Raw genomic sequence first — 17,557 nt, forward strand, 5'->3', positions numbered from 1 at the left:
GCCTTTTAGTTTTAACAAATTTATAATGAAAGTAAATTGAGGAATAATACAAATGTTCCAAAACATAAAAGATATGTTTCAGTAGTTAAAATACATTCTTAATGTAATGATTATGGGTTATTTGAAAGGTATTCGTTGGGCGTACAATTATAAACTTCCTTAAAACATTTGCTGAAATAGGAAGGTGTATTAAAGCCAACTTGATAGGCAATTTCTGAAATGGAAGCGTCAGATTCCTGCATTAAGCGGATTGCAAGTTTTAACCGTTGCGAACGTATAAATTCACTGGCAGACATAGCTGTAATTGCTTTTAATTTTCTATGAAGCTGCGTACGGCTCATCAGCATCAATTTACCAAAACGATCACTTGTAAATTCAGGGTCTGTTATGTGTTCGTCCAAAACCGTTTGCAAGCGTTTCAAGAATTCACTTTCAGCTGAAGTTATTGCAATCTCTGGATTAATGCTTAGGGTTTTGCTGAAATGCTTTTGCAATTGCCTCCTGTTTTCAATAAGTTTTTCAACCCAAATTTTTAGTTTTTCACTGTTGAAAGGTTTTGTTACATACGCATCAGCGCCAGTTTTTATTCCTTCAATTTCGTTTTCCTCGCCCACTTTTGCAGTTAAGAGAATTATTGGGATGTGGCTGGTAAGTTCGTTTGTTTTTAGTGTGTTGCAAAGTTGAATGCCATCAATTTCAGGCATCATAATATCACTGATAATCAAATCTGGTATTTCTTTAAATGCTTTTTCTATTCCTATTTCACCGTTTTCGGCTTCAATAATTTGATACTGCTTTTTAAAGATCGAAATGATAAATGCACGAATATCTGCATCGTCCTCAACAATTAATAACAATGGTTTTTCTTTATTGGAATTGAAATTGGAAATTGTTTGTTCAGTTTCTTCTTCAAAGAATAAAATTTCTTCATCAATATTTAAAACTTCATCTTCAAAAGCATCCTTATTTATGGGAAGCGACACGGTAAACTGTATTTTGTCGTTATCAATATTGTTCGCTATAATGGTTCCTTTTGAAAGCGTAACCAATTCCCGAACCAAGGCAAGGCCAACCCCAACGCCGTCAGACAGCTTGTTGTCCTGATAAAAACGCTGAAAGAGTTTGCTCAAATCCTTTTTACCAACGTTATCGCTATTATTGATTATGGAAAGCACCATAACCGCTTCCTGTCTGTTTGCATCAAAAACAATTGTACTCTTTGGCGGGGAATATTTTATGGCATTCACCAAAAGGTTTGAAACTACTTTTTCAATTATATCCTCATCAAACCACACATTTTTTAAATCCTGAATGTTACTTAAAATAGTTATCTCCTTCTCCGCCGCTTTATACTGAAAAGCACTGATAAGCTGATTAAGCAGTATAGAAAGGTTGCCTTTTTTAATTTTCAGTTTTCGCTGACCGGAATCTATCATAGACAAATCCAGCATTTGTTCAACCAGAATTAGTAGCCTGTCTGCATTTTGTTTTACCAAAGACAGTTCTTTTTTATCTTCTTCTGAAATTTTTTCTTTTGAAAGTTGGTTCTCAATTGGTCCCGAAATAAGCGTTAAAGGGGTTCTAAATTCGTGCGAAATATTTGTATAAAGCTTGGTTTTGAAATCATCCAACTTCTTTAGTCGCTCCGTTTCTTCGTGCTCCAATCGAAGCTGTGCCTTTATTTCCCAGCGCCATTTCAAATATCTATAAAGGTAGTAGCTAAATAGTAGAAATAACAGCGCATATATCGCCTTTGCCAAATTGGTGCCGTACCAAGGCTTGAGGATTGTGAACGAATAGGTTGCAGGTTCAGTGTTCCAAACGCCGTCATAATTGCTGGAAATGACCTGAAATTCATAATCATTTGGCGGTAAGTTTGTATAGTGCGCCACATTGCTATTTCCAGCGACAATCCAATCTAAATCGTTGTTCAGCAGTTTATATTTATATTGGTTGCGCTCCGGTTGTGAAAAATGCAGTGAGGAAAAAGTAAACGTAACAGTATTTTCATTATGCTTAAGATTTTGGTTGGGAATAAGCTTTCGGCTTTTATTGTAAACCTCGAAACCTGAAATTACTGTTTTCGGTTTTATAGGGTTAAACGATAATTGATTTGGGTTAAACCAATTGATTCCTTCCAATCCACCAAAATACAGAATACCGTTTTTATCTTTGAAATAGGCGCCAGTATTGAATTCAAAGGCTTGCAGTCCATCGTAATTGCTGTAATTTTCTATAACTGAAATTGTATTGTTTTGAAATTTCAACTTTGAGATGCCTTTGTTGCTGCTTATCCATAAATAGCCATCGGAATCTGGAAGAATTCCGTAAACAACATTATTTGGCAAGCCTTCCGCCTTTGTAATTTTTTGAATGGTTTTATGGTTGGGATTGTAGATTTGCAGACCATCTCCGTTGGTTCCAATTAATAGAACAGTGCCATTAAAATATAATGATTTCACATTGCTGTTTACTGACGCAATGTTTTCAATTGTATTGTTTTGAACATTTAATTTAAAAAGGCCGTCAGTCTCCGTGCCAATCCAAAGATCTGTGTTTGCTCCCTGTTCAATAGTTCTAATATTGTTTGTGGTCAGGCTTGAATTTTCGGTTGTGTATTGCTGAATTATTCCTCGATCTTTATCAAACTGAATAAGTCCGTGATCTCTTGTTCCCAACCAAATATTGCCGCTTTTATCTTTGTAGATTTTCCAAATAGTAAACGAAGTTGTTTCTTTAAAAGAAGCAATCTTTCCCTTGGAATCCATTATTTGCAATCCATGCGCCTGGTGGCCTATATACAGATTATCATCATCAGCCAATAAACTCATTATCCTATCTCCCAAAAGATTGGAATTTTCAGTGGTATAGGTATAAAAATCCTTTTTATCAATATTTAAACGGGTTAAACCTTTTCCCGAAGTTCCTACCCAAATATTATTTTGGGTATCTTTTGTAATTGCCCTTATAACGTCCACATTTACATTCAATGGCACTTGATCATTAGTTAATACATTGAATTTCACCAAATACTCATCGTAGTAACTCAGACCCGTACCGTCCGTTCCCAACCAAATGGTGCCGGTATTGTCTTCAAACAAACTGAGCACATCGTTGTAGTGCAAAGCATAAGGATTGTTTTTGTTTTCTGTGAAATGTTGAATGGTTTCCCTTTCAAAATTTATTAAATAAACACCTTGCCCATAAGTTGCAACCCATAGTTGGTTTCGCTTATCAAACAAAAGATCCTGAATGATTAAATTTTTGGGCAATGAAGTCAAGGAAAAACCCGTGAATCTCGAAAACTCAGTTTCATTTTGTTGTTTTTTAAAAAGACCTTCCCCAAAGCTTCCTATATAAATCGTTCCATTTTTTGATTGTGAAAGGGCGCTGAAATTGGTTTCGGGCAGAATTTCCCTAAACTTATAATTCCCATCTTTAATTTCGAAGAAACCATTATTTGTAGTAGCTAAAACGATATTATCATACGTTTCAAGAAAATCATAGATTGTACGGTTTGCGTCTTTTGATTTTAAAAATTGAACAGTGTCTTTGGTTTGATGATTTATTTTGTAAATCCCCTTCTCATAAGTGCCCAAATAATAATCTGAAGCTTTATCTTGAATGAGCGCGCTTATTGGGCCAATATTCAAAATGGTTTTAAAATCATCAGTTTCCTGATTATATTTTTCAAGCTTTCCTGAGTTGGAAACAATCCACAGTTCTCCAGTTTTGCTAACATATATTTTGCCCAGCTTACTGAATTTAGGCCGTGTTACATCTTCAAATTGAATATCATAGTGAATAAAATCGCGTCCATCATACTTATTCAATCCATCTTGGGTGGCAAACCACATAAAACCCGTACTGTCTTGGGCAATGCTAACCACACTATTTTGCGACAAGCCTTGTTCCACCGTAAGTTCCCGAAACGCTACCTGTTTGTTGCTTTGCGAAAAAACAAGGCAAGGAAACAATAGAAGAAAAAGTAGCTTTAAACGCTTCATTAAGGATTTGTTAGGCTAAATAAAATTACTAAAAATATTATTGGTGAAATTATTGAAAGGTTTTGTGAGCGCCGGCCCAAATTTCACAGTACTTTTAGGGATATTTTCTTATGATTACATTTAACAAACAAAAACATCAAAAAGAAATGGAATATTTAAAAAAGCTTTTTATATTTGCAACCTCTTAAGCAAAACGCTTAGAAAACGCATACCACTGGAGAAATGGCAGAGTGGTCGAATGCGGCAGTCTTGAAAACTGTTGAGGGTCACACCTCCGGGGGTTCGAATCCCTCTTTCTCCGCAAAAAGCCCCGTTATCGTAATGATAACGGGGCTTTGTTTTGCGGGGTGCCTGTATAGGTGTCAATTCTCGTGTTTTTATTTCTCAAACCAACGTTTTATCTTTTGCTATATTTTCCGTCCACTCAATATCATATTTTAAATCAGGGAACTCTTTTTCTTTTGGTAATAACCCATTTCTTACATGTACTAATTGAAATTTATCTCCTATAAAACTCTCAACATAGAAAGTCTGGATACTTTTTATATCATAATGTAAGTGAGCGTCTATAGGTCTTAATATCAAATTCATTCCGTTTAGATTGTCGGAAATACTTGGATATATCATTCCATTCATAGAAACTGGTTCTCCATTGTCGTCCATTACTTTTACAAGCATACACTCTGTAATTGCATTTGTTATTTTGTAATAATGTTCATCATCTGTAACCTTATGAGTAAATAATTTATCTAAAAAATCATCAACTTCTTTAAATTCTTTTGGTTGTTTAGACGGTTCAAAATTTTCAATACAACTATGTACTCCTTCTATTTTCTTTAAATGCTGTATTGCAATTGGCTTAATTTTGAAACTTGGGAGTTTTTCATCCACAATACGAGGTTCAAATGTGCAAACTGTAATAAATTTACCAACCTCTGGTCTTACTTCTTTTATTGCAGTTTCAAATTGTGTAGATGCGTAAAAGGTACTCTTACCCGCTCTATTACATCTTCCATTCCAAAAGATTTTTTTTGCGGGCGGGTTCCAAAATTCATTTTCCGAAATAAAAACACTATATTCTCCTTTAAAAGAATCCCCGTTAAAGTATTGATGCTTTCTTGCCCGATAGAAACCTTTAAATTTTTGATTTTTACATAATATTGAAGAATATTTTGCTTCAGTTAACTTTTCAGCAATAATTTTCTTTATATCTTCAATAGTAGCAGTTTTAGAATACTCAATAAGTTCATCATTTTTCATATTCCTTTCAACTTCAAATCAAACTCATCTTTCTTCCTTCCCATTTCAGCCTCTTCATTATAAAAAGGCATACCAATAAGCTTAAATTCTTGGTTTTGGTATAGTTCTATTTTGGCTTCAATTTCTATTTCTAAAAGGAAATCTTCTTTCCAAATATCATTGTAAATAAGATGTTCTCCTTTGGGTTCTATGAAAAGTTGATATAATACCTCTGTATCGCCCTCCTTAGCGGTCATAAATAGCACAAAATCGGGTTCAGTAGCTTTTGCATCACTAAACCTGTAAAGCTTAAAGAAACGCTCATTTCTCAATAAGTAAATATCTTTAAATCGTAGGCTTAGCTCATCAATAACACCGTCAAAATATTTCACCAAAAATTTCTCTTCAGATGAACCATAATTTTCATTGTAAACATACCAATCCTTTTCTAATAGGTTAATGGCATATTTTTGGTCTATATCTTGTCGCATTGTTGGTTTCCCCGTCTCCGCTGTTGTATTTGTATTTACAGAGAATGAAAGTTTCTTATTTCTAAAATACTTTCTTAACGGTTCTCTCTCAAAAGTCTTAGTGCCTCTATAATCTCCAAATAGGGTTGTAATTTCATTAGATATTTTATTGGCAATATCTATCACAATATCCATTTTTTGTTTTGCGCTGAGGTCTTTAGTATCTTTTTTTAATCCTGTAACCTCAACCTTAATACCTCCAAAATATTTTTCATCAGTAACAAAGGAATCCATTGATTTTAGCTTAGGAAATAACCTTTTTAGATTGTCAAATCTATAAAATGGAATTTTATTCAATCCTTTTTTAATTAGAGTAGGATTCCAAACGCTGAAATGATGAGTATTAGAAAAATTTGCTTCTATACGGTTCTGTCTAACAGATTCATTATCTAATAAGGTTGTTGATGCAGAACGATTTGTTTTTAAAGCATAAGTATATCTTTTACCTATATTCGGTTCTTGGTATTCTAAGAGGGTTTTAGGATTGTTTTTTACTTTCTTATTTAGAAAAATAAAGCCATTCCTGTATAGGTTTGTAGCTTTAAATTCATCTTTTAAAATTAAATCTACCTCAACTTTCTCCTCTGGAAATAAGCCCATTTGACGTAATGCCGTATTAAGCTCTGTTATATATCTTGGATTATGGGAACAATGATAATGAAGTGTCTCACATACTCTTAAAACATTTTCAATATCATTATCATATTTCCTTTGGTCTATCTCTTGGTTTTCTTCTAATTTGAAAGGATAATACCTTGCTCCTCTCCCTATTAGCTGTGCCTCTTGAATGGTTGTTTTTCCTGGAGTTCCTCCTTTAGCGTCCCTTGTATCATAAAGCCTTACAATGTCGTAAAGGTTAAGAACGTCCCATCCCTCATTAAGTTTATCGACTGCAAAAACGGCTCTGTATTCGTTATCAAAATCTTCCAAACTATTTATTGTAATCTGTTTTTGGTCAGTATCATTTGTTGAATTTACCGATATAATTTTATCCTCTGAAAAATCATCTTTAATTTCATCAACTAAACTCTGTAGTGATATGTCTAAGCTCTTAAAATAGTCTATTGCCTTATTTAGAATGTCGTTATCTAATTTGATGAGGTCTTTTAACTTTGCAGTATTTAACCCTCTTATAGCCTCTATAAATGCTTCTTCCATTTCGGCACTCTCAGCCGTTGTTTTGCTTTTAAACATTATAACAGGCTTTGCTAAAATACCATTTGAAGCAAATACCTTCTTTTTATACTGGCTTATAAGTATAGCGACTAAAGCACGTTGAATAGGCTCATAATCTACTTGGTTTGTCTGAACTTCTTTAGAATAACGGTCTTCTCTAAATTTAGATAATGGATAGTCATATAAAAGTTTGTCGGCATACTTTGAAGCAACGTTAGGATGGGTCAGCTCTAAGGTTGCTGTAAATTCCATCATGATATTATTAATATTTGCTTTCATTATACGCTCTACAGTATATTCCCAACTTGTAACTGTGCTTTTTTCTGTTGCTGAAAGCTTCTTTTTAGTAAGGGTGTTTATATGATGGGCTTCATCACTAATAAGTACTACTTCTTTATCTATAAAATCATCAAACGTAACGCTGTTTTCTCTTGGGTTGTTTAGCCTTGTATGTAAACCCTGAATAGTGGAAAAGAGCATATTAATATCATCTGGATTGGTACTTTCAAAGTTTTCAACCTCTGTAATATTTATATTTATCCCTTCAACATTAATTTCTGGATTAAATAGATACTTTGAGCTTTTTGGATTAAGAAAATTCTCTTTCGTTTTACGGATTATAGTATCTGTATTTACAAAGAATATGAAATTTCTATATCCTAATTTATATAGTTCTAAAATGGCTCCTGCCATTACCAGCGTCTTACCGCTTCCTGTAGCCATATGAAACAAAATCTGAGTAGGCTTTGCTCTTAATTTTGGATTGTTTAGATAATAATTAAAATAGGTGAAAGCTTCTATTTGATATGGTCTTGGCTCGTATCTTAAATTATTCTTTATTACAGCCGATAATGAAACTTCAATATCACCGTCCTCTACTTTTGATGCTATACGCCTGTCTAATCTTTGTATTTGCTCTGTAAACATCAATCTAAAATTTTGTATTATAGAATGATTTATTTAGTGCTTTAACCTCATCACTAATCTCAAAGGTTTCATCTTCTATTTCGCTGAGGTTTACATAAAGTTGGTTCTTGTCTAAGATTTCATTGAGATACTTTTGCATATACTCAATTGTTGCCGTCTTAAAAGCATCTATACGGGTGTCGAATACCTCTGCATCAAATTGGTAAGACAAAAAAGCTTTATACTTCATTTCTTGCCATATTTCAACTAAACGCTCTTTGGTTTTAGCCTCCTGTATTTGTTCTATATATTTTTGATTGTATTGTAGTAACTCAGCATATACAAATGAGCCTCCACCGTTCCAATTTAAAGACTTTGAAATTCCACCATTTTCACCATTAATTACTTTCTGAAGTCTTAGAAAAGGTAACTCTTCAATATAATCCATTTGCTCTATACCAATATATCTTCTATTCATTTTATGAGCTACTGACGCAGTTGTTCCAGAACCTACAAAAAAGTCCAAAACAATTTCATTCTTGGTTGTGGCCATATTAATTATCCTATATAAAAGCTCTTCTGGTTTTTTTCCATTTGTAAAACTAACGCCTCCCTCGTTTTGGGTATTTTGAAAGTCAATATCATCCCAAAAATCACAAAGCAACATTCCAAAATCATTATCAATTTTTCCATTATATATTACTTCGTGAATACTTTTTGATAGAGGTGTAAGTTGTCTCCCATTATAAAACATTGTTTCATTTTCTAAATTTTCATTTATGACTAAAACTTTATCTTTTAATTTGCGAGATTGATTTTTTAACTCTTCATTTTTATGTGATTGTGTTTGACATATTCTATTTGCTTCTTTTAGATAAAACTCCCTATGTTTTTTGTTGTCTATATCAAAATCTTTTAGGGATTGTTCAGCTTCCAGAATTTTATCTGCTTTTAATTTTTCTAATAACGATATTACAGTATTATCTTTTTTATTAAGATAATAATTAAAGTGTGTGTCCCACTTTTCTTTTCTTTTATATTGGGGGATAAATGAAGCTGAAGAGCTTTTTCTATAAACTAAAATAAAATCTTTTTGCTTAATTATTGTCTTATCTCTATGAGCAGTTTTTGTACCGCTTGGAGTAGATGACTTTACGGCAATTGTATTTACATAATTCTCTCTATTAAAAATTTCATCACATAAAATTTTCATGTAAGCCTCTTCAATTTGGTCTAAATGAATAAATATTAAACCATCATCTTTCATTAATTCTTTTGCAATACTTAATCTATTACTCATAAAAGTTAACCACGTTGAATGGTTGAAACTATCGTTATATTTAAAAGAATCATTATTAGTATTAAATGGTGGGTCTATATAAATTAATTTAATTTTCCCTCTATGCGTTTTAAGTAATGAAGCTAAACAAAGTAAATTATTACCTTTTAAAATTAGATTGTCATTTGGAGTTATGACTTCAACCTTGTGTTCCCCATCTTTATCATATTTTTTAAAGTTGGTGAAAACTTTTGGAGATAAAAGCCTATCTACATTATCTGGCGCTAAGGTTTCATTCCAGAAAACTTCATTGCGTTTTTGGTCTTCTTTAGTTTGCCCTCCTTCTAATATGCAATCTTTATGAGGAAAAGCCAATACAACGTCTTTAGAGCCTGTAATATAATTATCTAAATAATCATCATTTACAACCAATCCAATTTTATTTTTAAAAACTGTATAACTGTCTGGAAGAAAAGATTTGTTATTTACGAAGCGTTGGAATTTTATTTTATCAAAAATTAAAACCTCATCGACTTTTTGAAAGAAGTGCTTTTTGAAAGTATCAGTACTTAATAAGAGCCTTATTAACTTAGGTTCTACTTTTAGAGCTAATTCTATAATTTTATTTTTGTTGAGGTGTCCATCAACTACTAAATTCTCTTCATTTTTAAGTAGCTTTATGAGGTCTTCTTGTAAGTTTTGCATTTTATAAATCGAAGTATTGATTAGTTTTCTCAAATGTACTAAACTTTATAAAATGGATTTGTATGAAACCTACTTTCTAATTAAGTTAATATTATGAGTTAGTATAGCCTGTAAATGAGATGGCATTTTATAATCTGTAAGCACTTCTCCTGTAATGTTATCAATCCAATCAGAACTCTCAGCATCATACTCCCATTCTCTATAATTAGATAATAGCTTTGCAGGTGTATATTTTGGTTTAATATTTTTAGGTGCATTAAAACCAAATCTATCAAATATGCGTTTTCCTTTCATTGCACTTAAGATTGTATCTAAAGCTTTTAAATAAATTTGAGCTGTATCTGTCTCTTTTGCTTTCTTCTTTAAATCTGGCTCAGTAAAAATTTTACTTCCATATTTTATAATTTCAATTAAACCCGTTTCTAAATTCCTTACTGGCTGTAAATTTTGAGACCATCTTAAGGTATATCCCTTTTTACTTCTGCTTAACCATTCTTCTAAAATTACCTCAGCCATCCATTTTTCTTTAGTGATTATATGAAAATGCGGATTGTAGGTATTCTTAACGGGATTAAAATTACTTTCTAAAGATTTTACTCCTACTAATTTTTGTCCTTTGCCCCGTTGGTATTTTTTTCTATGTTTTTCAATTATTTTCTGAAAGGTTCTTAGCATAGAGTTTATATAGGCTTTTAATTGTTGAGAGGTACAGGCTTTTACAGTTAACGTTAAGAAATATGGCTCTTTCCATTCTTTCATTATTGGATAGTATTTATTTATCATTTCACCTTTACGATTGGCACAACACAAAGTGCAAAATCTATTTTTACAGTACTTACCGTATAACCTACCATCTGCTGTAATAATATTTTGTTGGCAGTAGTAAGTATTCCAATACGATTTTTCTAATTCTGTCTCTCCGTTTTCCTGAGCTAATGAGATGAGGTTTAACATCATTATTTGAGTAATGGTTTTTCGTTTTGCTCTTCCTTTTAAAGCCTCTTTTTTGCTGAGGTCTGAACCTTCTCCATTGACAATAACATTGTTTTGTCCTGTTTTGCTTGTCCCGTTTTGTGCTAATGTATAGATATTACCCATTTTAGAAGTTGAGTTTAGAGATATAAAAAAGGCTAAGACCTTTTGTATTTAAGGGTCTTAACCTCAGTTAATGCTTTATCTAAATCACTTCTTTTTATGAGTAGAATCCTTCCTGCTTTTTGAGCTGGAATAATCCCTCTTTTAATGTAATTGTGGATAGACTGCTCAGATACTTTTAATACCTCAGCAGTTTCTTTTACCGTAAGATTTTCGCTTTGTTTGGGCTGAAGATGCTGAATTAGTTTTTCTTCAATAACCTTTTCAATTATTGAAATGAACTCATTCTTAGAAACATTTTGAACTTGAATTATACTTTCCATCGCTAACAATTTTTAACCGTTAGGACGAAAGTACAATGAACTATAAGCCTATATATGACAACCTAATAGCAACCTATACAACGTTGCTTAGGTTGTTATTATTTACAATCTGAGAGGAGGCTTTGGAATATTGAAGTATAAGAATAATTTTTAGTGTTTTTATTGTAATAATCTTCTTTAAAGTTATTTGAAGACCTACTATAAGTGCCTTTATTTATTCTTATTCCAAAGTTTTTTTCAATAAATGTGTAAATTGATTTTGGGCTAATGATAAGATAGTTTTCAGTCTCTAAGACCACAAAAAGCGCAATAATCATTTGTTTTGTTTTGAACTCTTTAGTTTCAGTAAAAACCCATTCAAATCCCTTGCCTTTTGGACTTATAAAGTTTGCCTTTATTAAAATATCAATGACAGATTCATAATCTTCTTTATTCTTAAACAATTTATAGAGTTCAAAATTATCTTCAAAATCCTTTTTAGTACTTGAACCGCTACTCTTTGTATTAGGCTTATCTTGTATATATGGGGTTATATCTTTAATGAATTTTTTTTCGGACTTAAACCATTGTTTGAGAACCTTAATATATCCTTTCCTATCTGAATAATCAATTGAGCTAATTTCAGATAGTTCTAATTCTCTATTATTTAGTATTAAATCCATTTTGATTTTCTCAGAATCATTTAATAAACCTTTGTCAAATAACTTCTTGGCATTTACCTCAGTAATAATTTGTTTGGTAATTTGAATTAAGGTTTTTGTCAAATTCTCTTTAGTATGAAGTCTTGTGGTTGCAACACCATTATATTTATTAATTCTCAATTTATTCTCTAATATTGGAATTGTATTTCTAAAATGCTCTTTTAATGGTTTGAAATATTCTAAATCAAATGGGAAAGTTCTATACCATTTATCATACGTAGATAAGAGTAAATTTAAATCTCTTTCACCAAAGTCGTCATCTTGTGGTTTGGTGTCTTTAAATCTCAAATCTATAAAGTTTTGAATTTTATTAATTCTTTTTTGAAATTCGTCATTTGAAATTTTGTTAGAAGACGGGGAATTATCTTTTAATAAATCACTTAAGATATCAGGATAATAATTTATCATAAATGCACATCCATATTCAGGCGGAAAACTACCAAAACTGTCAATAACATATTTTAAATAATCAGTTATTTCATTAAGCCAATCATCCCTATCAATAAAATTAATCACGTGATGATAGCTATACATTATTTTATCTGCTATTTTATCTTCTAACCCTATATAATCTTCATTTCTATATAATGAGAAGTCTAATAGCTTCCTATGAGATTCACAGCAAAAAGGAAATATTTCAGTCGCTTTCTTTAATCTTGCAATTATATCCTTGCGTGTATTTCTGCAATTTTCACAATTTGAATAATTATGAGCGCCATCAACTGCAATAATGTCAAAGGGACGTTCAAATTCTCCAATTTTACCCGTTAGCATTTTATGACCACAATAACTAACTTCAGATAACTCATTAAAAAATAATGTTTTATGTCTATTCATTTATTTAACCTTTTTTAATTGAGCAGTTTCCATTTTCCAAACGGTGTGCATAAAATCCTTTTTATCATCATTATTAGGTTTATAGTACTTATTGAAAACCTCCAAACTCCTATGACCCGTATAACTCATTATTACTTTGTCAGGAATCTTTTTGTTTTTCATTATTGTAATAAAGCTTCTTCTGGCAGTATGGGACGAAATACGCTCATATAAGGGGTTAATTTGCTCAATAAGCTCCTTCCCTATCATAATAGTTTTTTTTACGTCCTGAGTATAACCAACTAACTCAAACACCTCCTTTATATAATCGTTAAACTTTTGATTTGAAAGTTTAGGCAAATTATACTCATATTTTTTTAAGATGAAATTAGAAAAATCATTTAATGGTATTTCTAAACTTTTGTCTTTATTCTTTTCATCTCTGACCTTAATGCAACCGTCATAAATATCTTTCTTAGATACTTTAGAGTAATTACTTATTCTCATTCCAGTAGCACAACCAAATACAAATAAATCCCTTACCTTTTCTAATCTTGGATTCTTGCTCAAATCAAAATTAAAAACCTCTTGCACTTGGTCTAAATTAAGAGCAACCTCATCAGTCTGTTGAGGTTTAGGAGCCTTAAATTTTTGAAAATCTACTTTATAAGTGTAATTATTTTCTAAAGCCCAATAAAGAAATGTTTTCATCAAACCAACGTTCCTTCTAAGCGTATTTGCAGAATGCTTTTTTTTAATAATACAATATTCTATAAAGGAATTATAAAACCCTTTATTTATTTGATTGAAATGTATTATTTTATTTCTGTTGCTCTGAAAATCTAATAGCAATTTTTTATTATACTCATACCTTTTAATAGTGGTATCGGAGTTCGCTTCTTCCGTAAAATCATTTTTCTTTTCTAAAAGAAATAGCTCATATACCTCAAAAAACTTACTTCCTAAAGATTGAGTTCTCTTAAATTCTATATCAAAATCATTTTTAAAATCTGAAATGATAATTTCCCTATTTGATAATTTATAACTCTGGACTAAATCAGAAAAGAAATTAGAGTATCTGTCTAATTGTCTCTTAACCCCTCTTTGCTTATTGGCGTGTTCAGTTCTGCCGTTTAAATTTTTTGGTTGTCTATTTTCAAAATCCCAATCTTCAGGTTTAATATGTTCTCCAGTAGAATATACAAATTTCCGTCCCTCATTTTTAAAATATGCTTTTAAGTAAATAAGAGATAAACCTTCTGCATTAGGCTTTTTCAAATTAAATGTTTTTTTCATAGTACTAAATTACGGGTGCCAGTATAGGTGTCAGTAAATATACTATTTAATACTATAATTGAACTATAATAAGATATAAGGTTTTCAACAAAAGCCTGTATTTGTTGACATTACATATAATAAGTTCCAATAGTCAATAAAAGGTTCAAATACCTCTTTCTCCGCAAAAACCTGTAAACAGTGCGTTTACAGGTTTTTTTATTTTATCAAAATTGCTTTAGGCCAAAACTTAGCTTCATCAGGTTATATTCTAAAGCTGATTTTCAAGAAAATTTCTTCACAAAATTCATCTTTTCGTTTTCAGACTCATCCAATTTAAATATATTTCTAAATCAATTCAGCAACTTCAATATTAGTCAGAAAACCAATATGTCATGAGCAATTACCACATTAAGAATTTAGAAGAATATTTTCAGATTTATAGAAAATCAGTCCGAGACCCTGAAAATTTTTGGGAAGAGATTGCTGAAGAAAATTTTATGTGGCGCAAACGCTGGGACAAAGTGCTGGAGCACGATCTTTCAAAACCTGAGGTTTCTTGGTACAAAGGCGCAAAACTAAACATCACCGAAAACTGTATAGACCGCCATTTATATACTCGCGGCGATAAAACCGCGATTATTTTTGAACCCAATGACCCTTCCGAAAAAGCTGAGCATATAACCTACAAGCAGCTCCACGAGCGAGTTTGCAAGTTTGCAAATGTTTTGTTGAACCACGGTGTAAAAAAAGGGGACAGGGTTTGTATCTATTTACCAATGATTCCTGAACTGGCCGTATCATTATTGGCCTGTGCACGTATTGGTGCTATACACTCCGTGGTTTTTGCGGGATTTTCTTCCACAGCACTTTCCACGCGTATCAATGATTCCGATTGTAAAATGGTAATCACGAGTGACGGTTCTTACCGTGGCGGTAAAACCATAGATTTAAAAGGTATTGTTGACGAGGCATTGGAAAGCTGTGAAGGCGTGAAAACAGTTTTGGTAGCAAAACGTATCAATTCTGAAATACCGATGAAGGAAAATCGCGACAAATGGCTGCAACCATTGCTTGATGAAGCCTATCACGACTGTGTGCCAGTGGTTATGGACGCCGAAGATCCGTTGTTTATTTTGTACACTTCCGGTTCTACGGGAAAACCAAAAGGTATGGTTCACAGTACGGCGGGCTATATGGTTTATACAGCATACACTTTTAAAAACGTATTTCAATATCGAGAAAACGACGTGTTTTGGTGTACGGCAGATATTGGCTGGATTACCGGCCATAGTTATATAGTTTACGGTCCTTTGGCCAATGGCGCCACAACGCTTATGTTTGAAGGCGTTCCCTCCTACCCGGATTTTGGACGCTTCTGGCAGGTAGTGGAAAAGCACAAAGTGACCCAATTTTATACAGCGCCCACAGCTATTCGTGCTTTGGCGAAGGAACGACTGGATTTTTCGGAAAACTATGACCTTTCCTCCCTTAAAATTTTGGGCAGCGTGGGCGAACCCATAAATGAAGAGGCCTGGCACTGGTATGACGAAAACATTGGGAAGAAAAACTGCCCTATTGTAGATACCTGGTGGCAGACTGAAACGGGCGGCATTATGATTTCGCCCATTCCCTACTCCACGCCCACCATTCCAACATACGCAACCCTGCCATTGCCTGGAGTACAACCAGCTTTGATGGACGAAAATGGCGAGGAGCTGAAAGGAAACTTAGTGAGTGGCCGATTGTGTATTAAATTCCCGTGGCCCGGAATGGCAAGAACAATTTGGGGAAACCACGAACGTTATCGCGAAACCTATTTTTCAGCTTTTGAAAACAAATACTTTACAGGCGATGGCGCTTTGCGCGATAGCACAGGGTATTACCGCATCACGGGACGTGTGGATGATGTAATTATTGTTTCTGGCCACAACTTGGGTACCGCGCCCATTGAAGACGCCATAAACGAACATCCAGCTGTTGCGGAAAGTGCTATTGTAGGATTCCCGCACGACGTTAAAGGGAATGCGCTTTATGGTTTTGTTATTTTAAAGGAAATTGGCGAAAGCCGTCTCCACGAAAATTTGCGTAAGGAAATAAACCAAATCATTACAGAACATATTGGCCCGATAGCTAAATTGGATAAAATACAGTTTACCACAGGCTTGCCAAAAACCCGAAGCGGAAAAATAATGCGCCGCATTCTGAGGAAGATTGCAGAAAAAGACACCAACAATATGGGCGATATCTCCACCCTGCTAAACCCAGAGGTAGTGCAGGAAATTATGGATGGGGCGTTTTAAAAATGTATTAAATTTTATGAAAGAAATCCTTTGCGTATTGCTTTTGCTCATAAGTTTGACTTCTTTTTCACAGGAATTACAAAGTCCCGATAGAATCTTAACCTATGGTTTTCCGTATGATGCCCAGCGAAAAGCTATAAAATTTGTTGGAAAAAAATGGGGAATTGAACTCTATACAGTTGCAGATTGTGTGGTTTCAAAAAAACTAATAGATAGTGTTGAAACAATTCACACCAAACTCTGGAAAAAAATGGACAGTATTCACGGCGTTGATTCTGAAAAAAGATTCCGAAATGAGGTTATTGCTGAAATGAAAAAAATTGAAGAAGTCAATAAAATTTTTGAAAGGGACAGAAATATTAAAAAACTGTTACGTAAAATTGAGAGAGCCAAAAGACAAGCAAGCCCAAATTTAGAAGATGTTTCTGATGATGGAAATATTTATTATTGGACTGTCAATAGCTTTGAAATCAACTATAGTTCAGAATTTAAATGGAAACCCGAATTTATGGTTAGAATAAATTTAGCGGAAAGAAAAACGGAAATAATTGAAGCGGAATAGAAAAAAATCCTTTACAAACTCCATTATTGGATATTTACCATTAGTAAAAATTCCTTCCAGAACACACTCCATGTCAATTAAAAAGAAGCCCTGTAAATATTAAAGATGAAGTTTGATCTTATTAAATATTTTTATCCAAAAGAAATAATTTTAATCGATTTCAATTTTGGAAATGAAACTTTCGTCAATCGATTTAGACCGTATATTGATCAGGATAGAGGATATTTATATGATGAATTTTATAAATCTAAAAAGGAATATTTAGGTGAAATAAATTCGACTAATTTTTTTATCCGAAATAAAAGAAAGTTTTTGAACTCAAATGTGTCCGCAGCCTTTGCAAAAGGAAAAATCACGCAAGTGAATAACAAAACAACTGTTGAAATTGAATTAAATGAAAATAATGAATTCGCTGCATTTGGAAAAATCATTACACATCTTTTTTTAATAGCGTTAATCTGTCTTATTATTATAAAGGAAATATATCCACTATTAATTTTATTCATCCCATTTTCAATTGGATTTCTGGCCTTAACTAATCTTCTTCAAAAAAGAAAAAAGGAAAAATTCAAGGAAAACTTACTTAACATCATGTATGAATTACGGATTGAAAAAAACAATTTACAAAACCCTTTTTAAG

11 protein-coding genes and 1 tRNA gene are annotated in these 17,557 nt (G+C 32.6%); 4 read left to right on the forward strand and 8 right to left on the reverse strand.

Annotation, left to right across the window (positions count from 1 at the left end; all coding sequences use genetic code 11):
* Positions 1 to 110: 110 nt before the first annotated feature.
* The gene (locus tag A7A78_RS01740) at positions 111 to 4,007 is read right to left on the reverse strand and encodes a hybrid sensor histidine kinase/response regulator transcription factor (RefSeq protein ID WP_068760623.1); all 3,897 of its coding nucleotides are present in this window, start codon (positions 4,005 to 4,007) and stop codon (positions 111 to 113) included.
* Positions 4,008 to 4,223: 216 nt separating this feature from the next.
* Here A7A78_RS01740 and A7A78_RS01745 point away from each other — a divergent pair.
* Positions 4,224 to 4,308: transfer RNA gene (locus A7A78_RS01745), tRNA-Ser, on the forward strand.
* A gap of 83 nt (positions 4,309 to 4,391) precedes the next feature.
* Here A7A78_RS01745 and A7A78_RS01750 read toward each other — a convergent pair.
* The 7 genes from A7A78_RS01750 to A7A78_RS01780 all read right to left on the reverse strand — a co-directional run bounded on the left by A7A78_RS01750 (position 4,392) and on the right by A7A78_RS01780 (position 14,073).
* Positions 4,392 to 5,267, reverse strand: coding sequence for an RES family NAD+ phosphorylase (locus A7A78_RS01750; protein ID WP_068760625.1), 876 nt, complete (start codon positions 5,265 to 5,267; stop codon positions 4,392 to 4,394).
* Positions 5,264 to 7,879, reverse strand: coding sequence for a DEAD/DEAH box helicase family protein (locus A7A78_RS01755; protein WP_068760627.1), 2,616 nt, complete (start codon positions 7,877 to 7,879; stop codon positions 5,264 to 5,266). The genes A7A78_RS01750 and A7A78_RS01755 overlap by 4 nt, the downstream gene beginning before the upstream one ends.
* 4 nt (positions 7,880 to 7,883) lie before the next feature.
* Positions 7,884 to 9,842 carry a DNA methyltransferase gene (locus tag A7A78_RS01760; protein WP_068760629.1) on the reverse strand — a complete coding sequence of 653 codons (1,959 nt, stop codon included), beginning with the start codon at positions 9,840 to 9,842 and terminating at the stop codon, positions 7,884 to 7,886.
* A 69-nt stretch (positions 9,843 to 9,911) separates the two neighbouring features.
* Complete coding sequence (locus tag A7A78_RS01765) at positions 9,912 to 10,940, reverse strand: protein rep (protein ID WP_068760631.1); 1,029 nt, start codon at positions 10,938 to 10,940, stop codon at positions 9,912 to 9,914.
* 32 nt (positions 10,941 to 10,972) lie between these two features.
* Complete coding sequence (locus tag A7A78_RS01770; protein ID WP_068760633.1) at positions 10,973 to 11,260, reverse strand: helix-turn-helix domain-containing protein; 288 nt, start codon at positions 11,258 to 11,260, stop codon at positions 10,973 to 10,975.
* A gap of 98 nt (positions 11,261 to 11,358) precedes the next feature.
* Entirely contained in the window at positions 11,359 to 12,798 is a 1,440-nt protein-coding gene (locus A7A78_RS01775) for a hypothetical protein (RefSeq protein ID WP_131811083.1), read from the reverse strand.
* Entirely contained in the window at positions 12,799 to 14,073 is a 1,275-nt protein-coding gene (locus A7A78_RS01780; protein WP_068760637.1) for a tyrosine-type recombinase/integrase, read from the reverse strand.
* 374 nt (positions 14,074 to 14,447) lie between these two features.
* On the opposite strand from A7A78_RS01780, the gene acs reads away from it, so the two are divergent.
* The 3 genes from acs to A7A78_RS01795 all read left to right on the forward strand — a co-directional run bounded on the left by acs (position 14,448) and on the right by A7A78_RS01795 (position 17,556).
* Entirely contained in the window at positions 14,448 to 16,355 is a 1,908-nt protein-coding gene (gene acs / locus A7A78_RS01785; protein WP_068760639.1) for an acetate--CoA ligase, read from the forward strand.
* 16 nt (positions 16,356 to 16,371) lie between these two features.
* On the forward strand, positions 16,372 to 16,917 hold the full coding sequence (locus A7A78_RS01790) for a hypothetical protein (RefSeq protein WP_068760641.1): 546 nt from the start codon (positions 16,372 to 16,374) through the stop codon (positions 16,915 to 16,917).
* A gap of 105 nt (positions 16,918 to 17,022) precedes the next feature.
* Entirely contained in the window at positions 17,023 to 17,556 is a 534-nt protein-coding gene (locus A7A78_RS01795; RefSeq protein WP_068760643.1) for a hypothetical protein, read from the forward strand.
* Position 17,557: the final 1 nt, after the last annotated feature.

Source organism: Aequorivita soesokkakensis (genome assembly GCF_001641085.1).
GTDB classification, from domain to species: domain Bacteria; phylum Bacteroidota; class Bacteroidia; order Flavobacteriales; family Flavobacteriaceae; genus Aequorivita; species Aequorivita soesokkakensis.

Excerpts from the sequence above, each read along its gene's own strand:
- A7A78_RS01740 (WP_068760623.1), bottom strand. The coding sequence starts at position 4,007 with ATGAAGCGTTTAAAGCTACTTTTTCTTCTATTGTTTCCTTGCCTTGTT.
- A7A78_RS01750 (WP_068760625.1), bottom strand. The coding sequence starts at position 5,267 with ATGAAAAATGATGAACTTATTGAGTATTCTAAAACTGCTACTATTGAA.
- A7A78_RS01755 (WP_068760627.1), bottom strand. The coding sequence starts at position 7,879 with ATGTTTACAGAGCAAATACAAAGATTAGACAGGCGTATAGCATCAAAA.
- A7A78_RS01760 (WP_068760629.1), bottom strand. The coding sequence starts at position 9,842 with ATGCAAAACTTACAAGAAGACCTCATAAAGCTACTTAAAAATGAAGAG.
- A7A78_RS01765 (WP_068760631.1), bottom strand. The coding sequence starts at position 10,940 with ATGGGTAATATCTATACATTAGCACAAAACGGGACAAGCAAAACAGGA.
- A7A78_RS01770 (WP_068760633.1), bottom strand. The coding sequence starts at position 11,260 with ATGGAAAGTATAATTCAAGTTCAAAATGTTTCTAAGAATGAGTTCATT.
- A7A78_RS01775 (WP_131811083.1), bottom strand. The coding sequence starts at position 12,798 with ATGAATAGACATAAAACATTATTTTTTAATGAGTTATCTGAAGTTAGT.
- A7A78_RS01780 (WP_068760637.1), bottom strand. The coding sequence starts at position 14,073 with ATGAAAAAAACATTTAATTTGAAAAAGCCTAATGCAGAAGGTTTATCT.
- acs (WP_068760639.1), top strand. The coding sequence starts at position 14,448 with ATGAGCAATTACCACATTAAGAATTTAGAAGAATATTTTCAGATTTAT.
- A7A78_RS01790 (WP_068760641.1), top strand. The coding sequence starts at position 16,372 with ATGAAAGAAATCCTTTGCGTATTGCTTTTGCTCATAAGTTTGACTTCT.
- A7A78_RS01795 (WP_068760643.1), top strand. The coding sequence starts at position 17,023 with ATGAAGTTTGATCTTATTAAATATTTTTATCCAAAAGAAATAATTTTA.